Annotated in this window: 11 protein-coding genes; 4 read left to right on the top strand and 7 right to left on the bottom strand. The window is 55.4% G+C overall.

What is annotated here, in order from left to right:
• Positions 1 to 155 precede the first annotated feature (155 nt).
• Complete coding sequence (locus G491_RS31105) at positions 156 to 2,510, top strand: PAS domain S-box protein (RefSeq protein ID WP_051327305.1); 2,355 nt, start codon at positions 156 to 158, stop codon at positions 2,508 to 2,510.
• A 6-nt stretch (positions 2,511 to 2,516) separates the two neighbouring features.
• Here the strand turns inward: G491_RS31105 and G491_RS34065 are convergent, their stop codons facing one another.
• The 4 genes from G491_RS34065 to G491_RS0116125 form a co-directional block, all read right to left on the bottom strand.
• A complete protein-coding gene (locus G491_RS34065; protein ID WP_051327304.1) occupies positions 2,517 to 3,971 on the bottom strand; it encodes a SpoIIE family protein phosphatase in 1,455 nt (484 codons plus the stop codon).
• Positions 3,972 to 4,112: 141 nt separating this feature from the next.
• The gene (locus G491_RS0116140) at positions 4,113 to 6,269 is read right to left on the bottom strand and encodes a thioredoxin domain-containing protein (RefSeq protein ID WP_084511546.1); all 2,157 of its coding nucleotides are present in this window, start codon (positions 6,267 to 6,269) and stop codon (positions 4,113 to 4,115) included.
• Positions 6,270 to 6,523: 254 nt separating this feature from the next.
• The gene (locus tag G491_RS0116135; protein ID WP_028315337.1) at positions 6,524 to 8,326 is read right to left on the bottom strand and encodes a hypothetical protein; all 1,803 of its coding nucleotides are present in this window, start codon (positions 8,324 to 8,326) and stop codon (positions 6,524 to 6,526) included.
• A gap of 362 nt (positions 8,327 to 8,688) precedes the next feature.
• The gene (locus G491_RS0116125; RefSeq protein ID WP_028315336.1) at positions 8,689 to 9,177 is read right to left on the bottom strand and encodes a hypothetical protein; all 489 of its coding nucleotides are present in this window, start codon (positions 9,175 to 9,177) and stop codon (positions 8,689 to 8,691) included.
• A 133-nt stretch (positions 9,178 to 9,310) separates the two neighbouring features.
• Between G491_RS0116125 and G491_RS34060 the strand changes: the two genes are divergently transcribed.
• Positions 9,311 to 10,324: an AraC family transcriptional regulator gene (locus G491_RS34060; protein ID WP_051327303.1), complete on the top strand. Its 1,014-nt coding sequence runs from the start codon at positions 9,311 to 9,313 to the stop codon at positions 10,322 to 10,324.
• Here the strand turns inward: G491_RS34060 and G491_RS31090 are convergent.
• The 3 genes from G491_RS31090 to G491_RS0116105 all read right to left on the bottom strand — a co-directional run bounded on the left by G491_RS31090 (position 10,321) and on the right by G491_RS0116105 (position 13,242).
• Complete coding sequence (locus G491_RS31090; protein WP_035219104.1) at positions 10,321 to 10,692, bottom strand: nuclear transport factor 2 family protein; 372 nt, start codon at positions 10,690 to 10,692, stop codon at positions 10,321 to 10,323. The two genes, G491_RS34060 and G491_RS31090, sit on opposite strands and share 4 nt — an antisense overlap.
• Positions 10,693 to 10,798: 106 nt before the next feature.
• On the bottom strand, positions 10,799 to 12,268 hold the full coding sequence (rfaE1, locus tag G491_RS0116110; protein ID WP_028315335.1) for a D-glycero-beta-D-manno-heptose-7-phosphate kinase: 1,470 nt from the start codon (positions 12,266 to 12,268) through the stop codon (positions 10,799 to 10,801).
• A 47-nt stretch (positions 12,269 to 12,315) separates the two neighbouring features.
• The gene (locus G491_RS0116105; protein WP_028315334.1) at positions 12,316 to 13,242 is read right to left on the bottom strand and encodes a radical SAM protein; all 927 of its coding nucleotides are present in this window, start codon (positions 13,240 to 13,242) and stop codon (positions 12,316 to 12,318) included.
• A gap of 286 nt (positions 13,243 to 13,528) precedes the next feature.
• On the opposite strand from G491_RS0116105, the gene G491_RS0116100 reads away from it, so the two are divergent.
• Together G491_RS0116100 and G491_RS0116095 are read left to right on the top strand one after the other, a co-directional pair.
• On the top strand, positions 13,529 to 16,237 hold the full coding sequence (locus tag G491_RS0116100; RefSeq protein WP_157468340.1) for a tetratricopeptide repeat protein: 2,709 nt from the start codon (positions 13,529 to 13,531) through the stop codon (positions 16,235 to 16,237).
• A 16-nt stretch (positions 16,238 to 16,253) separates the two neighbouring features.
• Complete coding sequence (locus G491_RS0116095; protein WP_028315332.1) at positions 16,254 to 18,818, top strand: C39 family peptidase; 2,565 nt, start codon at positions 16,254 to 16,256, stop codon at positions 18,816 to 18,818.
• Positions 18,819 to 18,830: the final 12 nt, after the last annotated feature.

Raw genomic sequence — 18,830 nt, 5'->3', positions numbered from 1 at the left:
GCAGGACGTGCTGAACACCGCGGCATGCGGCAAGCCGCGGTCAATCTTATTGGAGGAAACTTCTGGACACCAGTTCATGACCGTTGGTAAATTAAAGTTGCGATAGTAGAAACTCCTCCCATTCTTCTTCCGGAATGCAAAAAACAAGGATGCCTATGCCCCCGAAGCCAATCTATGAAGAACTCGAAGAGAGAGTGCACCGGTTAGAGAAGGATTTGCATGACTCAAGGCAAATTATCAAAACCATTTTGGATGCGGCGCCGGTAAGAGTTTTTTGGAAAGATACGGATCTCCGGTATCTGGGCTGCAATACACTTTTTGCCAAGGATGCAGGTTTTGATGACCCCAAGGATATGATTGGCAAAGATGATTATCAAATGGCCTGGAAAAACCAGGCGGAGCAGTATCGCGCTGACGATCAGGAGGTTATTCAGAGCGGCAAACCCAAATTGCTTATTGAAGAGCCGCAAACGGGTCCGAATGGATCTGTTAAAACGATTTTGACAAGCAAGGCGCCTTTGTTCAATGAAGAGGGTGAACTAAAGGGAATGCTTGGAGCATATACGGATATTACGGAACTGAAGGAAAGGGAGGCTGAGTACGCCCAGCTGTTTGCCTTATCCATAGACATGGTCTGCATTGCGGACATAAACACCACCGCCTTTCTGAAAGTCAATCCAGCGTTCACCGATACCCTGGGCTTTTCGGAAGAAGAGCTATTGAATAAATCGTTCCTGGATTTTCTTCATCCGGATGACTTTGAAAAAACCCGCCAAGTGGTTGAGACTTCCTTGAAATTAGGCAAGAATGTGATCAATTTTGAAAACCGGTACAGATGCAAAGACGGGACCTATCGCTGGTTAAGCTGGGTGTCGCATCCCATTCCGGAGGTTGGGAAAACCTATGCCATCGCGAGGGACATAACCGACTATAAAGACTTTGAAATGAAACAGGCCTCTGTTCAGCAGGAATTGTTAAAGAGAAACAGATTTATAGAGATGATTTTGGATTATCTCCCTATAGGGCTTGGGGTTAATTTTATCGATACTGGCGAAGTAACCTATCTAAACCGGAAGTTTGAAGAGATATATGGTTGGGGGAAAGAAGAGTTTCCCAATATTCAAGGCTTTTTTGAAAAAGTTTTTCCCGACCCCGTAGAACGGGAGGCCCTGCAACTGCGCATCATGGAGGACATGGCCTCCGGCGACCCCAAGAGAATGGCTTGGGAAGACCTTAAAATAACGACGAAAGCGGGGGCGGAGCGCATTGTTTTTGCTAAGAATATTCCGATTTTTGATCAGAATCTGATGATTTCCACTGTGCAGGATGTCACCGAAAAACGCAAATTGGAGGCGCAGGTGCAGCAAGCCCAGAAAATGGAATCCATTGGAAGGCTGGCGGGCGGCGTTGCTCACGATTTTAACAATATGCTGAGCATAATATCCGGTTTTGCGGAAATGGCCTTGGAAGACCTGGACGAAAATGCTCCCATTGCCGCCAATCTTCAGGAAATCCAGAAAGCGGCTAAACGGTCGGCGGACCTCACCCGACAGCTCCTGGCTTTCGCTCGAAGGCAAACCATCGCTCCCAAGGCGCTCAACCTGAATGAAACGATTGAAAGCATGCTTAAGATGCTGTCCCGCCTGATCGGGGAAGATATTGACCTTGCCTGGAGGCCTAAAGACAGGCTGTGGAAGGTTATGATAGACCCTTCTCAGGTTGACCAGATTTTGGCCAATTTGTGCGTAAACGCCAAAGATGCCATTGAACGCGACGGCAAAATTACCATCGAAACCAATAACATGTTCTTTGGAGAGGAGTATTGCCGGGATCATGAAGGGTTTAAGTCAGGCGAGTATGTAATGATAGCAGTAAGCGATAATGGCTGCGGTATAAAGAAGGAAAATATGGACAAGTTGTTTGAACCTTTTTTTACCACAAAGAAAATTGGTCAGGGAACAGGTCTGGGATTGGCGACCGTTTACGGGATCGTCAAACAGAACAACGGCTTTTTAAATATCTATAGCGAACCGGGGGAAGGGACTTGTTTTAAGTTGTATTTTCCAAGGTACATCAAGGAATCCATGCAACACCGGGAACGGGCCGAGAGGGAGCCTATAGCAGGGGGGACGGAGACAGTCTTGGTCGTGGAGGATGAAGAAGCCTTTTTAAGAGTATCGCAAATGATGCTCGAACGTCTTGGATATCAGGTGCTCGCCGCCTCCGGACCCAAAGAGGCTATCCAACTTGCTGAATCGTTTTCCGGGCGCATCCACCTGCTGATGACCGATGTGGTTATGCCGGAAATGAGCGGCAGGGATTTGGCGGAGCGCCTTACAGAATCTTACCCCGGTATGAAATGTCTGTTTATGTCCGGGTATACGGCCAACGTTATCGCCCATCACGGCGTACTTGACGAAGGCATCAATTTCATTAACAAACCTTTTTCCAAACATGAAGTCGCCATAAAAGTCAGGGAGGCTCTGGATCAGAAAACTTGCGCGGAATGACGCTTTCTACACCGCCTTGGCCACAATGATGGTCATGTCGTCTTCCATTTTTTGACCGGCGCGGAAGGCCTGGGCCTCGTCCAGGATGGCTTCCATGATGTTGGACGCGCTGTTTTTCGCATGCTGGCGGATGACCTTTTCCATGGCCTTTTTGCCGAACATCTCCTCCTGGGCGTTGGCGGACTCCCAAATGCCGTCCGTGGCGATGACCAGGACCTTGCCGGGCGTAAAGCCTTCCATGCCGTATTCCTCATACTCCCAGGCGGGATGCAGCCCAAGGGCCACGCCGCGTCCGTCCAGATACTCAAACGCGTCGGTTTTCGGGTCGTATAAAAAGGCCGGGTCGTGTCCGGCCCGCACCCAGGTCAGGGCGCGTTTATCCAGGTCCACAACCGTGTAGGAAAAGGTCATGAACCGGCCGGTTTCCCAGGTGTCCTGGGTAAGCTGCCTGTTCATGTCGGTGACGATTTTCGCGGGCCGGTCTTCCCGCAAGGCCAGGGTGCGGAAAATGGACCGGGCCGTGGCCATGTGCAGGGCGGAGCCCACGCCGTGGCCGGAGGCGTCGGCGATCAACAGGCCGATTTTTTCATCCGGAAGGGTGATAAAATCAAAATAATCCCCGCCGGTCTGGCTGCTGTACCGGCTGGTTCCGGCAAGGTCCAGGCCGGGCACAGTAGGCGCCGCCTGGGGCAGGAGGTTTTGCTGCACTTCCTCGGCCAGGGCCAGTTCGCCCAGGAGCTTTTGCCTGTGGCTGAGCCCCTGAATCATGATGTTGGTGTGGCCGGCGATCACGCCGAACTCGTCGTTGGTGGCCACGGGAACCCTGCGGGTCAAATCCCCCTTGCTGACGCTTTCCAGCACATTGGTTTCGTTTTCAAACAGCAGCTTCAAATTCCGGGAGTACGACCAGATCATGTTCACGGCCAAGGCCATGAATATCAGCATGATGAACAGGATGTCCTTGCCTACGGACTCCTGGGCCATGGCGATGCTTTGCGCATCCTGTCCGGCCGAAGCGAGCCAGTCAATGTCGTTGAGCACCACCAGATAGATCACGAAGGTGGTCAGGAGCGCGGAGGAAATGGCCACAAGAGCGAATTTTCTGGTGACCGAATAGAATTTTTTCGGAGGCAAATAGTTGTTGGCGTCCAGGGCGGCCGTCAGGACTTTGCGCTCCCGGTGCAAGGCCATGTCCACGGCGATGAAAAAGCCGGCCAAAGAGAATCCCACATAAAGCAAAATAGCGCTGGTCCGGGGGAAGCCCAGATACACATGGGCGTAGATGGCGCCCATAAGCCCGAAAATCAGCACCAGCACAAGATCCATGGCCATCTGTCGGCCGGACTGGGACATGGGGCTTTTTTCCACCCACCGCTTTTCCAGAAACCAGCGGGGAATCAAAGCCGCCGCAAAAAAGAACAATATGGCCGCCCCCAATTTCACGGGGGGCAGGTTCTCCATGAACGGTCAGACCTTGCCCCCGTACAGGGTCAGGATGACGGTGAATATTCCGTATAGCAGAGCGATGCGCATATTCGCCTTCCTTATGTTGGTGAACAATCCATTTTTATCCATTATGACATGAGCGCCTTGCTCATGTCATCACGACAAAATGCGAAAAAGCGCCTCCGGGTCGGTGGTGGGCCGTTGGCAGGTATATCCCTGGCATACATAAGCCGTGGCTTTGCCTTGCACGCAGGCCTGCTCCCGAGTGTACGGCGCAAGCTCGTCAAGCTCCTTGCAATCCTCTGTATTGGGCCTGAAGACCAGAACCTTGTTTGGTACGAAACGCTGATTCACGCCGTCCAGCATGACCGTGGAGTCCCTGGCGCCCTGATCTCCGCATATGACGATTTCCAAGGCCGGGCCGATGATAAAATCCAGGGCGCCCAGCAAATGGGTGTACACGTACGGCTGGGCCTCGATTTGCCCGGAAAAGGCTTGCAGGATGGCCTCGGCCTTTTCCCGGCATTCCTCATTGGCTGTAATCCCGGCCAGACGCAAAAGATTGACGGCCGCCACGGAGTTTCCCGAGGGCTGGGCGCCGTCGTGCAGGTCCTTGCCGCGCATGAACAGTTTTTCGCCGTAAACCGGGCTCATGAACAAGCCGCCGTTTTCCCGGTCCCAGAACAAATCCAGCATGGTTTCGTTTAAAGTGACGGCTTTTTTCAGCCATTTGACTCCAAAGGTGGATTCGTACAATTCCAGCAAGCCCCAGACCATAAAGGCGTAGTCGTCCAGCAGGCCGGGCAGGGCGGCCTCTCCTTCCCGGAAGCGTTTTTGTAAATGCCCCTCGCCGTCCTGGAGCGCGTCCAATATGAAGTTGGCGGCGCGCACCGCAGCCAGGGTGTATTTCTCATCCCCCAGGACGCGCCCCCCCTTGGCCAGGGCGGCGATCATGAGTCCATTCCAGTCCGTAAGGATCTTGTCGTCCTTGTACGGATGAATGCGTTTTTCCCGCTCCGCAAAAAGGGCGGCCCGGATTTTTTCCAGGCGCGATTCCAATTCCGCCTTTTCCATGCCAAGATCCGCGGCCAATCGGCCCGGATCCTTCTGAAGGTGGGGGATGCTGTCGCCTGTTTTTTGGCCTGTTGCCTGATCAAAAAAATTGCCGCCTTTGACCAGGTTGAAAGCGGATATAAACAAGGCTCCGTCCTCTTTGCCCAGAATCTCGGTAATTTCCTTAGTGGTCCAGACGTAAAATTTGCCTTCCTCGCCCTCGCTGTCCGCATCCTCCGCGCTGTAAAATCCCCCTTCCGGGGAGGTCATGTCCCTGAGCACGTAAGTGAAAATCTCCCGGGCGTTGGTTGCATACTCCTCCTTGCCCGTGGCCTGATACGCCTCCAACAGGGCGTTGGCGGTCAATGCCTGGTCGTACAGCATCTTTTCAAAATGGGGCAAAAGCCAGTTCGGGTCCGTGGCGTAGCGGTGAATGCCGAATCCCACATGGTCGTATATGCCGCCCATGCGCATGGCCGTGAGGGTTTTCTCCACCATGGCCAGGGCCTCGGCGTCTCCCGTGCGTTTCCAGTAGCGCAGCAAAAAGGTCAGATTGTGCGGGGTGGGAAATTTATTGCCCCGGCCGAACCCGCCCCGTTGAACATCATAGGAGGCTTTCAACCCGGCGAAAGCCTTGCCCAAGGTGTGGGGCCCCAATTCCTCCCGGCCCTTTTTCGGCTGGGCCTGGGAGAGGGCCTGCACCACCTGCTGGGCGGCGTTTAAAGCCTTGGAGCGCTCGTTTTTCCAAAGCTCCCCCAAAAGAGTTGCGAGGCGCATGAGCCCCGGCCGCCCCATGTGGTCTTCCTTGGGAAAATAGGTGCCTGCATAAAAAGGCTCTTTGCCGGGAGTCAGGAATACGCTCATGGGCCAGCCGCCGGCGCCGGTCATGGCCTGGGTGACGCTCATGTACACATGGTCAATATCCGGCCGCTCCTCCCGGTCCACCTTGATGCAGATGAAATGCCTGTTCAACAATGCGGCCGCCTCCGGATCCTCAAAAGACTCCCGTTCCATCACATGGCACCAGTGGCAGGTGGAATACCCAATGGACAAAAATACCGGCTTGTCCTCTTTTTTGGCCTGTTCAAAAGCCTCGTCCCCCCAGGGCCGCCAATCCACCGGATTGGCCGCATGCTGCAGCAGATACGGGCTTTTCTCAAAAATCAGACGATTATAATTGGCGCCGCCGTCCGGAGGCAGGGTTCTTATTTCCTCCGGCGTGGGAAAATATGCATGGGTGCGTCTTGCCTGGCTGTCCATAGTGCGTCCTGTTCCCCCTTTCCCAATGGGTATTCAAGGCCTGATTAAAAAGAAGCCGCAAAGCCTCCTGTGTACCACTTCTTTCATTGAAAATAATAATCAATACTACATATGGCAAGCGTGGAAGGATGGATTTTAAAGAATCGGGACGAAACGCCAGGGGAGAGTTATTTTGAAAAGGGATTAGAGATGGGAGCCCGGGCGCGTAGTGGCAAAAAGCCCGGCATGATCCAGCCATGCCGGGCTTTTTGCGTTTATTTGCTTATACCGCCAATCACTCCGCCTCCTCCTGTGCTTTCCGTGGAATCCGTCAAGTATTCTTCGAAAAGGTGTGTGATTACAGCTCGTTTTCCGCCTGAGCCCGGATAGTTTTTCACCTCAAGGCCGCTTTTGTTGACCGCAGTGTCGGAGCCTTTTTCAGCTCCGTTGCCCACCGTGTAGGTTTGTTCGCCTTTTTCCCTGTGCAGGGGATCGACAAAGGTCAGGGTCAGGTTTCCGTTGTGATCCATAGTCGCTCCGGTCACGATGACCATGTGGCCTTCCGGCGGGGTGCTTTCGGGTTTAAAGGTGAGGACGACTTCCACGTCCCGTCCTTTGGAGACGGCTTGAAATATATTATTGAAACAGGCGTTTTCGCGGCCTTTGGTGGTAAGGCCTGTCCCGGTGGCGGCCTTCACGGCGTTGGAGGCGGCTTTTTTCCCGGCCAGGAACCCATCCGGGGTGGTGCCTTTATTGTTGGCGGCGTCCATCATGCCGCCGTCTTTCATGGCTTGCTTGAGTTTTTCCCGCACAAATTCTTCGGCATGATTCGGCCATTCCGGGATGCCGTTAAAAATGGAATCTGCAATTCTGGCGGCTGTTTCCGGGTTTTCGGAATAGGCGGCCTCCTGGATATCCCCGATGAGCCGGGCTTTTTCCAGGAGATAGGTTACGGAGTTGGAGCCGCAGGTGGGGGCGCAGTCATAATCGCCCTCTTGTTTGGTTCCGACCATTTCGGGGATATGGGCCTGTTTTTTGAATGCTTTTTGAAAGCCCGCCGGTTCGGCCATGGGGCCTGGAGCCTGGGTGACGGGATGGTTTTCGCCTCCGTCCTGGATTTTACCTCCGGGCGGCGCGAATCCCGGAGGGAAGGGGTTGTCCGGCGGGTCGTAGATGGGGGGCTCGGGCTCCGGCCATTGAAGCGGGGGAACCTCCCAGGCGGGCGGCTGTATTCCATAAGCCAGGGGCCAGTCATACGTTGTTGTCGTGGTCTCGCCTTGGGGGCCGAAACACCAGTCTTCCGTCTCGCCCCGGGCGAACCCGCCTGCCGGCCCGGATCCGTCCCATCCGTTATCCCCAAACAAGGCCGGGTCGATCATTTCCGTGGTCAGGGTGATGCGAATGCATGGAAAAGCGATGAGGGCGTTGGGGTCGGTCAGGGCGAAAGACGTGCTGATGTCCCGTTGCCCGCCCTGGTGTTGGATGGGCAAGTTGACCACAATCCATTCGTGCTGCCTGTTGGGCAGTGTTCCGTACGATTGGAAACGGCCGTCATTGTTCAAGTCAGCGGCCACGTTCAGATAACGGACGGCTGTATCGCTGTCAGTGCCTATAGGAATCCTGATGACCCCGACTCCGGTGGCCTGGCTGTTGGAGGATATGGGATAAATGTCAAAATCCGCGTCGTCAAAGTCCAAATCAATGGTTTTGGCGTCCAGCTCGGTATCCGTGGTGGAAGAGGAGCCGGAGCCGATCCATTCGTGGGACACGTTTCTGTGATACGGACCGGTGCGTCCGGCTATCGCGTTTTGCGTCCCAAGGGTGGTGGGAAAATTGGTGGAGGCGTCGTCCAGATCCCCGAAGTCCGCCGCTTGATTGGATATCCGGGTCAATGTGCGCATGTTGTACAGAATATCCTTTAGGTTGACGATGGAGTCGCCGTTAACGTCGCCGTTCACAACTCCGGGAGCCCCGGGAATTACGGCTTTGCCGGCGATGCGGCTATCATTCGCGAAGACCGCTTGGGCCAGGAGCAAAAAAAGAACAACAATGCCCATGGAGCGCTTTGTCATAATCATTAGTCCCTCCCTGCAGGCCTGGGCGTTTGCTCAGGCTATGTTTTGATCCGGTGGTTCAATTATGACAATCTGTCCATATCATGTCAAAAAAAACATTAAAGACGGGTTTGGCGTGGAAAAAAGGCGTGGATAAAGCGCGAAATAGGAATCGTGGAAGTTGGATAAAAAACGCAGTAAATTCAAAATAAATTATACTTAAAATTCATTAAATTTTGATTATTTACTGATAATTTTAAAAAATCCGCCCCTTATTTCAAGGCGGGCGCCCCTGCGTTGCGGCGGCTTTCCCCGGGCGGGTTTCGAATCCGCCCGGGAAGGCTGCGCTTTCATAGGCCGCATTCAATGAGACCGCTTTAGTATGCCTATGCAAGCATGGTTCCGGTCCCGCAATAATGGGAAAGCGCGTCCGCTAGAAAATCCAGGGAGACGAGCATTTTGTCGTGTAATTCCTGGTCCGAAAACCGGTCGTTTTTGGGGCTGAGGGAGGTCAGTTCCTTGCGCCAGTTTGCCTTGGTGAGGCCTTCCCCGGCTGGGGAAAGCTGCACCGAGGACCAGGAGACGCCCCTGCCTTCATAACAGATGACAAATTCCACCCGTGTCTTTTCAGGATCGTGGAGGATGGTGGTCCATATTGCGGGAATGGGCTCTTCGAACAGGTTGGGCCCGGACATGTTTTCCCGAAAAATGCAGCCGGTTTCGTTGACTCCGCTTTGGGTGTACAACAAGTCGTACTCCCAACCGGGAATCCATCTTTCCTCCAGCACCGGGCAGAGCAGGGGGAAAATTTCCGAAGGCGAGCCTTTGAGGGTTTTTTCCTTGGTGCACACAATTTTTCTTCCGATAGCTTCCATTTTTTTCTCCTTGGGTTAGGGGTTGCTCAATTCAGCCGGCCCAAGGTATATAAAAAAGCCAGCCAGCCCGTATTGACTCGCAGCGCGTTTCCATTGACCATTTACGTAATTTTTAACCCAAGGAAAAAATTCCATGCCCCGAAGCCCGACAGTTTCCTCCCTCATGGTGCATAATTTAAAAAACTACGTGCTGGGTTTGGGCCTGGATTTTGACTCGATATGCCAAACCGCGGCCCTGGATCCGAACGCCCGCTGTTTTTCCGATCCGGAAGCGCGGCTGCCGGCCCTGGAGTACCAGCTTTTGTTCCGGGAGGCCGAAAAAGCCGCTCAGGACCCTTGTTTTGGGCTGAATTTCGGGCGGGAAATGGCCCGAAGCTACCCGGGCGGCAGCGTTCTCATCAACATGATGATGAACAGCCCCACCGTGGGCGAGGCCCTGGACCGATTTTTCCGGTATCACGACCTCATGGCCGATGTTTTGCGGCCTTGCATGCGGATAGACGGAGAAGTCGCCCGCCTGGGCTGGAAAACCGAGATTCCTGGTTTTAGGCCGCCCCGCGCCATAGCTGAGACCTTGCTGTCTTTTTTTGCCGGGATTTTGGAATTTTTGGGGCAGGGGAGAATTCGGCTTAAAGAGACGCGGTTTCAATATCCCGAGCCTGGCGACTGCGGGCCATATGAGGATCGGTTCGCCGCGCCTTTGGTTTTTAACGCCCCGAAAAGCGAGGTGATTATATCAGCGCAAGACCTGTCCCTGCCCGTGGCCATGGCTAATCCCGCCTTATTGCAAAGATTGGAGAGCTTCGCCCAAAGCCTTTTGCATCGCGTTTACTTTTCCCAAACCTGGGCGCATAAGACAGCGGAAATCATTACCTCCAGGCTGGTCCGCGGGGCGTCCTTTGATGTGAACGCTGCGGCCAAGGATTTGGGAGTGGGCGTGAGAAGCCTGCAGGCCCGGCTGAAGGAGGAATCCACCACCTACCGGGAAATCCTGGATTACGTGCGCAAGGAAGCGGCCCTGCAATATTTGCAGAAAGGGGAAATGACCTTGTGCGACATTGCCTTCTTATTGGGATTTTCCGAGCAAAGCGCGTTCAACCGAGCTTTTAAACGCTGGACCGGCAAAAGCCCGAAGTCCGTTCTTTAATCGTGATGATAGGCCTTGTTGACGATTTTCCATTCCCCGTCCACCTTGGCCAGGCTCAGGTAATCAAAAAACTGCATTTTCATATACACGTCGCGGACCTTGACCGCTGCCACCTGGCCGGTGACGTCGATGGTCAGGATTTCCATGTCAAAGGGCTCTCCCTTGGATTCAAGAGACGGCGCGGAAGCGACCATTTTGAAAAAGCCCGAGGCCGGCATGTGGGAGAACTTGCCGTGGAAATGGCCGAACAAAAAAGCCTCGGCGTGAAAGGCTTTTTCCAGCCTGGCTACGTCGCCGTAATACATGCCGTCAAAATAGTTCTGAACGGTTTCCTTGATCATTTCCAGGTCTTGCGCGTTGTCAGTCATTTTTGCCTCCACCTTTTGACAAGAAGTCATTGTTGAGATACATTGAAAACGGAGGCTCGGCCGAGTGGTTGCCTGTGGGCGGCTGCGAAGGCGTTGCCTCTTTTTTTTATCCCCTGCCGTTGCGGATATCCTGAATGATGCGGGTGGACGAAACGTCCGAGGCGTCGGGAATCAGCGCCACCCGGCCTCCCAACTCCTCCACGATCTCATGGCCCAGCACCTGGTCCGGCTTGTAATTCCCCCCTTTGGTGAGGATGTCGGGGCGAACGGCCCGGATAAGTTCGTCCAACTGGTTTGTGGAAAAGACCGTGACAAAATCCACGCCGGTCATGGCGCTGATGATTTTCACCCTTTCCCGCTCCCGAATGATGGGGCGGCCCTGCCCTTTGACCATGCGCACCGACTCGTCGTCGTCCACGGCCACAACAAGCACGTCGCCCAGCTTGCGTGATTGCTCCAGAAGATTGATGTGCCCCTCGTGCAAAAGGTCGAAGCATCCGTTGGTGAGAATGATCTTTTTGCCCTGGCGGCGCAGGTTTTCCAGGGCGCTTTTAAGCTCCTGCAGGGGTTTGAGCTTGGCCTGGTAAGCGATAGGCTGGTCCTGCAACTGGGCTTTCAACTCCGCCTGATCCACCGTGGCCGTGCCCACCTTGGCCACCACAATTCCGGCGGCCGTGTTGGCCAGGGCCGCCGCGGTCTTGTACGACGCCCCCGCGGCAAGGCTCAGGCCCAGCACGGAGATGACCGTATCCCCGGCGCCGGAGACGTCAAACACCTGTCTGGCCTGGGCGTGCACCCGGAAAGGCTCCTCGCCCGGAGAGAACAGGGCCATGCCGTCCTTGCCCAGGGTGATGAGGATTTTCTCGGCCCCGGCAATTTCCAGGAGTTTGGCCGCCGCCCGTTCCAGGCTGGCCTGGTCCTTGATTTCCACGCCCGAAGCCTGGGAGGCTTCCTTCTTATTAGGCGTAATGCAGGTGGCGCCTTTGTATTTGGAATAATCCATGCCCTTGGGGTCGACGATCATGGCTTTTCCGGCGGTTTTGCAGATTTTCGCCAATTCCTCCATGAGGCTGCGAGTAAGCACTCCCTTGCCGTAATCCGAGGCGATCACCAGATCGCATTGGGGGATTTGGTTTTGGGCGAAACGGACTATGGCCTGCACCTGTTCTTCCGAGATTTCCTGCTTGGACTCCCTGTCGATGCGCAGCATTTGCTGATTGGCGCCGATCACCCGGGTTTTGCGCGTGGTTGCACGGCTCTGATCCACCAGCAGGCCTTCCGTATTGACGCCCAGGGCGGTCAGTTTGCCGTTCAGCAAATCCCCGGCCTTGCCGCCGCCCATGACCCCTGCCACGGACACCTTGGCGCCCAAAGCGGTTAGGTTGTTCACCACGTTGCCGGCGCCGCCCAGAGTGGAAGTGGTTTTCTTGACCTCCACGACCTGCACCGGGGCTTCCGGGGAAATGCGGCTGACCTCGCCCCACAAATATTCGTCGATCATCATGTCGCCCACCACAAGCACCCGGCAGGACGAGAACAGGGACACGTCAAAGCTATGAATATTTTCGGTTTCCATGGATTTTCCTTAGCATGAAGGCGCGGCAGTAGGCAAAGCCTTTGGCGTTAAAAGGATGCAAAGGGCTTTTTTTCGTCGGTAAAGTCGGGCACGGCGTTTTCCGGGGACTCCTCCGGGTCCTGGGTGAGAATCAGCTCAAATCCCAATTCCTCGGCCATGCCCACGGCTTGATCGTATTCCTCTTGCGTAATGGTCCGGTTGATTTCAGGAAACTCCCCGGCACGGTGCAGGGGCGAATATTGGGACATGATGGACAGCCCGATCCCCGTGGAAACCTCCAAGGCCAAAAAGCACAAGGACTCCCACAAGCCGGAAACGCCGCCGGGCAGAACCAGCAGCCGCACCCACACGCCCTTGTTGGCCAGCCCAGAGTCCGGGTCGATGTCCATATCGCCGGTCTGGCGATGCATTTCCAGGACGGCCTCCCGGGCGGCTTCCACATAGCCCGGCGCCTGGGAATATTTCTCGGCTATGGCGTTGGAGGAATATTTCAGGTCCGGCAGATACACGTCCACAAGGCCGTCCAGGGACTTGAGCATTTCCACGCTGTCGTAGGCGGAGCTATTGTACAGAACCGGCAGGCCCACGCCCGCCTTTTTGGCGAAAATAAGAGCCTCCCGCACCTGGGGAACCTGATGGGACGGACTGACCAGCCCCAAAAAGCCCGCGCCCGCGGCTTCCAGTTCCAAGGCCTTTTGGGCGAAATCCTCCGGCGTGCAAACCGAATCCGCAAGCCCTTGCTGGCTGATCTGGTAGTTCTGGCAATATACGCAGGCCAGGTTGCAGGAGGTAAAAAAGAAGTTGGCCGTCCCGCCCGGGCCGGCGAACATGGGCTCCTCGCCCTGATGCAGGCCCGCCCAACTGATGTGCAGTTGATGGTCCAGGCCGCAAAAGCCGTTTTCGCCGCCGGTGCGGTCCACGCCGCAGTTCCGGGGGCACACCCGGCAAGGATTTAACGCATTGTTTATATTCATGGGTTTGCTTTTAGCCCTGAAAGTTGATATTGCAAACGCAGCCTGTGGTCTGACCGAAAAAGAGCCCCTCCTTATTTACATCCGGGTATTATGAAATCAGACGAAAAATTGCAAGCCATAGCAGCGCCTGAGCGATAATGCCATGGGTCGGCGCCCGGACGGTTTTCCAAAAAATGATGCCGCAGGGCGCCCAATGCGGTTAATATGCGCCCCTGGCCGGGAAGTTTAAGCTCCAATCCCGGTTTTTTGCCTGACTTTTTAGTATATATATTGTATTGTTGCAAACATGATGGTCAATAACGAAATCAATGATGCAGCCGCCCCCCTGCCGCAGGAAGCAGAACGGACTTTGCCGGGGCCTTGGCCTTGGTACGTTATTTTGCTTTTGGGCTTTGGGCTGGGCGGCTTTTTTGTCTGGCTTATGGTTTGCTGGGCCTTGTGGGCCAGGAACGAAAAAAAGCTGAGCCTGATCGCCCTGGCCGCCAACCTGCTGGTTTTTGCAGGCGTCCGATACGCCAGCCTCAACCTTCTGTGCCCCTGGTGGGTAATATCCCTGGGCGCCGTCTTCCTGGACCTGGCGTGGACGGTAGCCGCCTGGCGCTATCAATACGTTTTTATCGGCCCTGCGCCGCCGCGTTACAAAAACCTGCCGCCGGAAAAATGGATTGCGCCCGTGCTGATCGGGGGCTTGTTGGGCTTTTGCATTGCGGCTCTTATCAGCATTCCCCAGGCCATAGAAAACCGTATCGCCATGCTTTCCCTTTGGGATTCCCTGAACCGCGAAATCGTGTTGTGGGATTTTTTCAAGGGCGCTTTTTCGGGCATTGCCGCCGGAGCTTTTGTCGGAGCATGGTGGGCGGGAAACCCCAAAGGATTCAAGGTCCGGGATATTGTCTGCTATCTGGGCGGAACCGTGATCGCCTGGATCGGGCTGCTGCTGTTGTTCAAACTTCAGGGCTATTATTTGACCGGCGGCGGCGAAGCCCTGGACTTGGACTCCGTATACAACTCCGTGATTCCGCCCTGGGGCGGCAAGGACAAGCAATTCGTCCTGACCATGGGAAGCTATTTCGAGTTCATGGGGTTTATCCTGATGCCCTTGCTGTTCGGCGCGCCCGGCAGAATCCGCGATTTCGGCCTCAGAGCTTTGGTCATTCCTCTGGTTTTTATTTGCTCCTTCCCTTATTGGATGACTTCTAACTCCCAATGGATGGACTATCAGGGGAGAATAATGTACCTGGCGGCTTCGCCGGACCAGGCTGAGCGGGATTACGCCTTTGATAAACTGAAAGTGCTTCTTGCGCGATATCCCGATCATGCGCGCTGGCCGTATCTGGCCGAAAAATACGTCGCCTATTTGTACCACCAGGGCGAGTTTGAAGAGGCCGAAGAATACAACCGCCGCATTGCAGAGAATTTTGAAGGCCAGAACCGCTGGTACTGGATCGTATCCCAGGCGAAATCCGTCCAGGAAAACTATGACCCGTCCAAACGCAATCCCGGCGAATGGCTGGACATACCTGTTGTGGACGACGCCAATTATCTGACCGCCAACTGGATGAGCCTGCTTGCGGCAATTCGGTATTGGGAAGGTGAGGACGTTCCCGAATCCCAGATAAAAACCCGCTTGAGGGCCATGTCAGAGACCGAAGACCTGATCAACCTCCGGCCCTTGCTGTCTTTTGCGCATCTGGACGACGCAGCCTCCAACCTGGGGTACAAAACCCTGGTTTTGCCCTCGGATCTGCCAACCGCCCAAAGGCTTTTGGACAAGGGCATCCCGGTTTTTATGGAGGGCTACCAGCTTTTTTACCTCATGTACGGGTTTGATAAAGGCCGGAACCTGGCCTTGACCTACAATTTTTCCTCCATCAGCAACCGGCAGATGAAAAACAACCGGGACGAAGCCGGCGAAGTGCTGGGTTTGGAGGATGAAGGCCAGGGCAAAAGCAGGATGCGACGGGAAAGAATCCGCCGCGAGGCCTATTGGGAAATGGCGCCCAAGGTTTGGGAGGCGCCGGTGAACCAAATCATCAGCCCGTTTATGGCCGTGGTAATCCCCGAGCAATACTTGTCCATCGCCGCAGAAGCCGTAGGCCTGCCCAAGAAGGAGCTGATTGCGCAAAGCAAGGCCCGGATAGCAGCCCTTATAAGCCTCCAGTTCACCAAGGCCGGAGACCCGGTAAACGCCATTGAATGGGCCATGGCGTCCGCGGAGAAATGGGACTCCCCTATGCCGCTCTACATGGCTCACCTGGGCGCCTCGTTGTGGGCCGACCGGAGCGAAAATCTCAAAAGCCGGATCATGCTGGAAAAAGGCTTCGACGAGCTGAAAACCTATATGGCTTATTTTGACAAGCCTGAAATCAAAGCATTTTTAGGTAAATCCGCCGCACAATTTGACGCGGACCTGAAAGATCCCGGTTTGCCCAGGATGGTAGGCATGGCCTATTTGCCCTTTTTGCATAAAAGCGATCCCCGGCAGCGCCAGGTCATTGCGGATCTTTACGAACAATGGACCCAAACGGACCCGTCCCGTTACAGAACCTGGACAAAATTGGCGGATTTATATGAGTTCGCAAACGACATTCCCCATATGGTCGCTGCTCTGGAAGGGATGATAAAGGCCGGCCCGGCCGCCCACTCCGGCCGCCTGAAGGCGGCCTACGGCTATATTCTTCTCGGACAGCCGGAAAAGGCCAAGGAAACCCTGGAGCATGTGGAGGTCGGAGGCCTGCGCAATGACGCGGATTATCAATTTGTGCTGGGCGCCATCGCGGAATGGGAGGAGAAGCCCGAAAAGGCCCTGACCCATTATGCGGCGGCCGTGGACATGAGGCGGCATATTCCCGTTTATCATCTTCACTACGGCCGTGCGCTTTTGGCCGAAGGACAAGATGAGGACGCTAAAAAGGCCCTGGAATGGGCCTGCCGGATTGATCCCGACACCGAAGTGACCGTAAAAGCCCGGAAATTGCTGGCAAACATGGACTGACCGAATGACACGGAATATGGAAAATACATACAAGCCCCTGCGCCCCGGCGCTTTGATTCTTCTCACCGTCCTGTGCGGAACAATGGCCGCCGGCCCCTTGGCCGGGTCCATGCTCGCTGCTTCCGGCAGGAAGAAATTGGGTTGGATCACGGGAGTTGCCGGCGTTATTCTCGGGGCGGGCCTCCTGGGAGGCATGGTCGCGTGGAACACCCAATGGGAAAAGATCGCCCTGGCCTTGACCGGCGTCAACCTTGTGCTGGGCCTGGGCCTTTGGCGATTGGCCGCCTATTTCGCGCCCGCAGCGCGGGAAGCCGCGCCTGAGTCCGAAGGGACGCAAAAGGAAAGCGGCGGGCTGCGCCAGGTGGCTGTGGGCTTTTTCGCCGGCGCCATGGTTACGGGCATTCTGGGAACGGTTTGCTCCATCTTTTACCTGCTGATTACGGACGCCCTGTTTTCCACCTGGTTTCCCGTGACTTTTGCGGACGACTACGCCTTATCCCGGCTTACCTTTTCCGGCTTCTGCCTGACGGCTGCGGGCGCCTTCGCCGGCGCCGTGGGAGGCAGGCTGCGCCCCGATATTCGGCCAAAAGCCTTTGTGGAGGGCTGCTTTGCCATCATCTTTGTGTACCTGACTCTGGTTCTGGCCGCGGAAGTGACCATGGCCCTGCCCGGGTTCCAGGCCGGAGCGGTGACCGGAAGCGGTTGGAGGGACATCCTCAGTTCCATGATCCTGGGGGGGCTGTTCATCGGAGTCGTGTGGTCCGGCCTTTGGGCATTTCATATTACGAACGGAGAAAACGGCCGGGCGAAGCTGCGCCGTTCCCTGGCCGCGGCCGCATGCAATGTCGCCGTGGCCCTGACCATCGCCGTCACCTTCGGCTACGCGGCCGAAGCCTATTTGGCGGCCGGTCTTCATTGGGAGCGCCGGGCGGAAATTTCCAAGGCTTTGTGGTGCTACGAGCACGGCTTGAAAAAAATGCCCCAGGACCATATTGCGTCGTTCCTTCAATACCGCGCGGCCCTGATCTACCATAAAATGGGCAGAGAGGATCTGGCGGAAAAAGGCTTTGAACGCCTGATCACCAAGTACAATGCCAACGACAGACTGGCTGAAAAATCCGCCAGGTTCCTGGACAGTCTCAGGCGCTCAACCGGTCCGTCCCGAGTGGTGCTGCCCGGCGTGGAAACCCGAACCGAATACAAAAGCGCCTATTGCGTGCCCAACTCCCTGGCCCTGACCATGCGATACTGGGGCGCGGACGTGGACGCCAAGGAGATAGGCCGGGAGATCACCGGGCTGTCGGGCGGGACCTTCGCCGTCAACCAGGCCTGGTTTGCGGTGCAAAAGGGCTTTCGCCACGATTTTCTGCCCATGGCCGACTTGTCCGACATCAAGCAATGCATTGACGCGGGTTTTCCGGTCATGGTGTACGTGCCCTCCCATGTTTTGGTGATTTTCGGGTATGACGAGGCCCTGGAAACCTTTGTCACTTACGATACCTCCACGTCGGACCTGTGGTCCGAGTATATCCAGCAGGATTTCGTCAAAGCCTGGAAGCGCCGGGCCACCACGGTGGTTCTGGCCTATCCCCCGGAAGAGGAAAAACGGCTTCCCTGGAACATCGCCCAACGGCTTAATGAGTTTTCGGACAAATATCTGCACTATCAGCTTTGCGCCCTGGACAGCAAAGGAAGCGAGGTCTCCGTATCCCACCTTATGGCCGCGGCCGGAGACGACGGGGAGTTTTTCTTTCCCGTAACCGCCATGTATTCCGGATTCCCGGGGCTGCGCCAGGAATTGACCGAGCGCTTCGATGCAGACACGGTCATCAAGTCCATCCGCCGGTATTTTGGCGAGGACTTTGACGAAGGCGAGCACCTGTACGGCCAATATCACGACGAACACTCCGTGGACAACGACTCGGCCCTGCGGGACAGCATCAACTACCTGATCGGCATCCAGCGGTTTGACATGGTGGAAAACCTGGTCACGCGCATAGACGAAGAAGGGCCTTTAAGCAGCAATATCCTGGGCGACGCCGGCATGATTGACCTTGTCTGGGGCGATTACGACCGAGGCCTGGACCGCATCCAAAGGGCCATTGACCAATACTCGGGCATGGATTGGGCTTTTTATCTGGGCCTGGCCAGGAAAAAGGACGGAAACGACCGGGAGGCCGTGCGTTTGCTGGTGCAGACGGCGGACTTTGCAGGCCGCAGGTCTTCCAGGGGAAGGCGGGACGACATGCCCCTGTATGACGCAAGCCTGGACGTCCAGATCGGCTTGGACGAGTACGGCTTTCCCTCCCTGGCCCTGGCTAACCAAATGCTTGTGGACATGGACGAATTGGGGGAAAGCAGGGAGGATCTGCTCACTGTCTGGGAGCGCTGGCACCATTTTATGCCCTTTGATTCTTCCGTGGCAAACGCCTTGGCCGGGATGTACCGGCAGGATCTGGAGAACATGAAGCCTAAAAAGGACGCTTCCAAAATATTCAAGACGCGAAAAAAGCTCAAGCTGGCGGAACAGCGGATAAACAATTACTCGCTGCCAGCCTATTCTAAATATCCGGAAGACTAAAGCGCATTTAAA

The sequence above is a fragment of the Desulfatibacillum aliphaticivorans DSM 15576 genome, from assembly GCF_000429905.1.
GTDB classification, from domain to species: domain Bacteria; phylum Desulfobacterota; class Desulfobacteria; order Desulfobacterales; family Desulfatibacillaceae; genus Desulfatibacillum; species Desulfatibacillum aliphaticivorans.
This window is presented reverse-complemented; position numbering and strand designations above follow the sequence as displayed.

What these genes read in the sequence shown, in the direction of transcription:
- G491_RS31105 (WP_051327305.1), top strand. Translation starts at nt 156, where the DNA reads ATGCCCCCGAAGCCAATCTATGAAGAACTCGAAGAGAGAGTGCACCGG.
- G491_RS34065 (WP_051327304.1), bottom strand. Translation starts at nt 3,971, where the DNA reads ATGGAGAACCTGCCCCCCGTGAAATTGGGGGCGGCCATATTGTTCTTT.
- G491_RS0116140 (WP_084511546.1), bottom strand. Translation starts at nt 6,269, where the DNA reads ATGGACAGCCAGGCAAGACGCACCCATGCATATTTTCCCACGCCGGAG.
- G491_RS0116135 (WP_028315337.1), bottom strand. Translation starts at nt 8,326, where the DNA reads ATGATTATGACAAAGCGCTCCATGGGCATTGTTGTTCTTTTTTTGCTC.
- G491_RS0116125 (WP_028315336.1), bottom strand. Translation starts at nt 9,177, where the DNA reads ATGGAAGCTATCGGAAGAAAAATTGTGTGCACCAAGGAAAAAACCCTC.
- G491_RS34060 (WP_051327303.1), top strand. Translation starts at nt 9,311, where the DNA reads ATGCCCCGAAGCCCGACAGTTTCCTCCCTCATGGTGCATAATTTAAAA.
- G491_RS31090 (WP_035219104.1), bottom strand. Translation starts at nt 10,692, where the DNA reads ATGACTGACAACGCGCAAGACCTGGAAATGATCAAGGAAACCGTTCAG.
- rfaE1 (WP_028315335.1), bottom strand. Translation starts at nt 12,268, where the DNA reads ATGGAAACCGAAAATATTCATAGCTTTGACGTGTCCCTGTTCTCGTCC.
- G491_RS0116105 (WP_028315334.1), bottom strand. Translation starts at nt 13,242, where the DNA reads ATGAATATAAACAATGCGTTAAATCCTTGCCGGGTGTGCCCCCGGAAC.
- G491_RS0116100 (WP_157468340.1), top strand. Translation starts at nt 13,529, where the DNA reads ATGATGGTCAATAACGAAATCAATGATGCAGCCGCCCCCCTGCCGCAG.
- G491_RS0116095 (WP_028315332.1), top strand. Translation starts at nt 16,254, where the DNA reads ATGGAAAATACATACAAGCCCCTGCGCCCCGGCGCTTTGATTCTTCTC.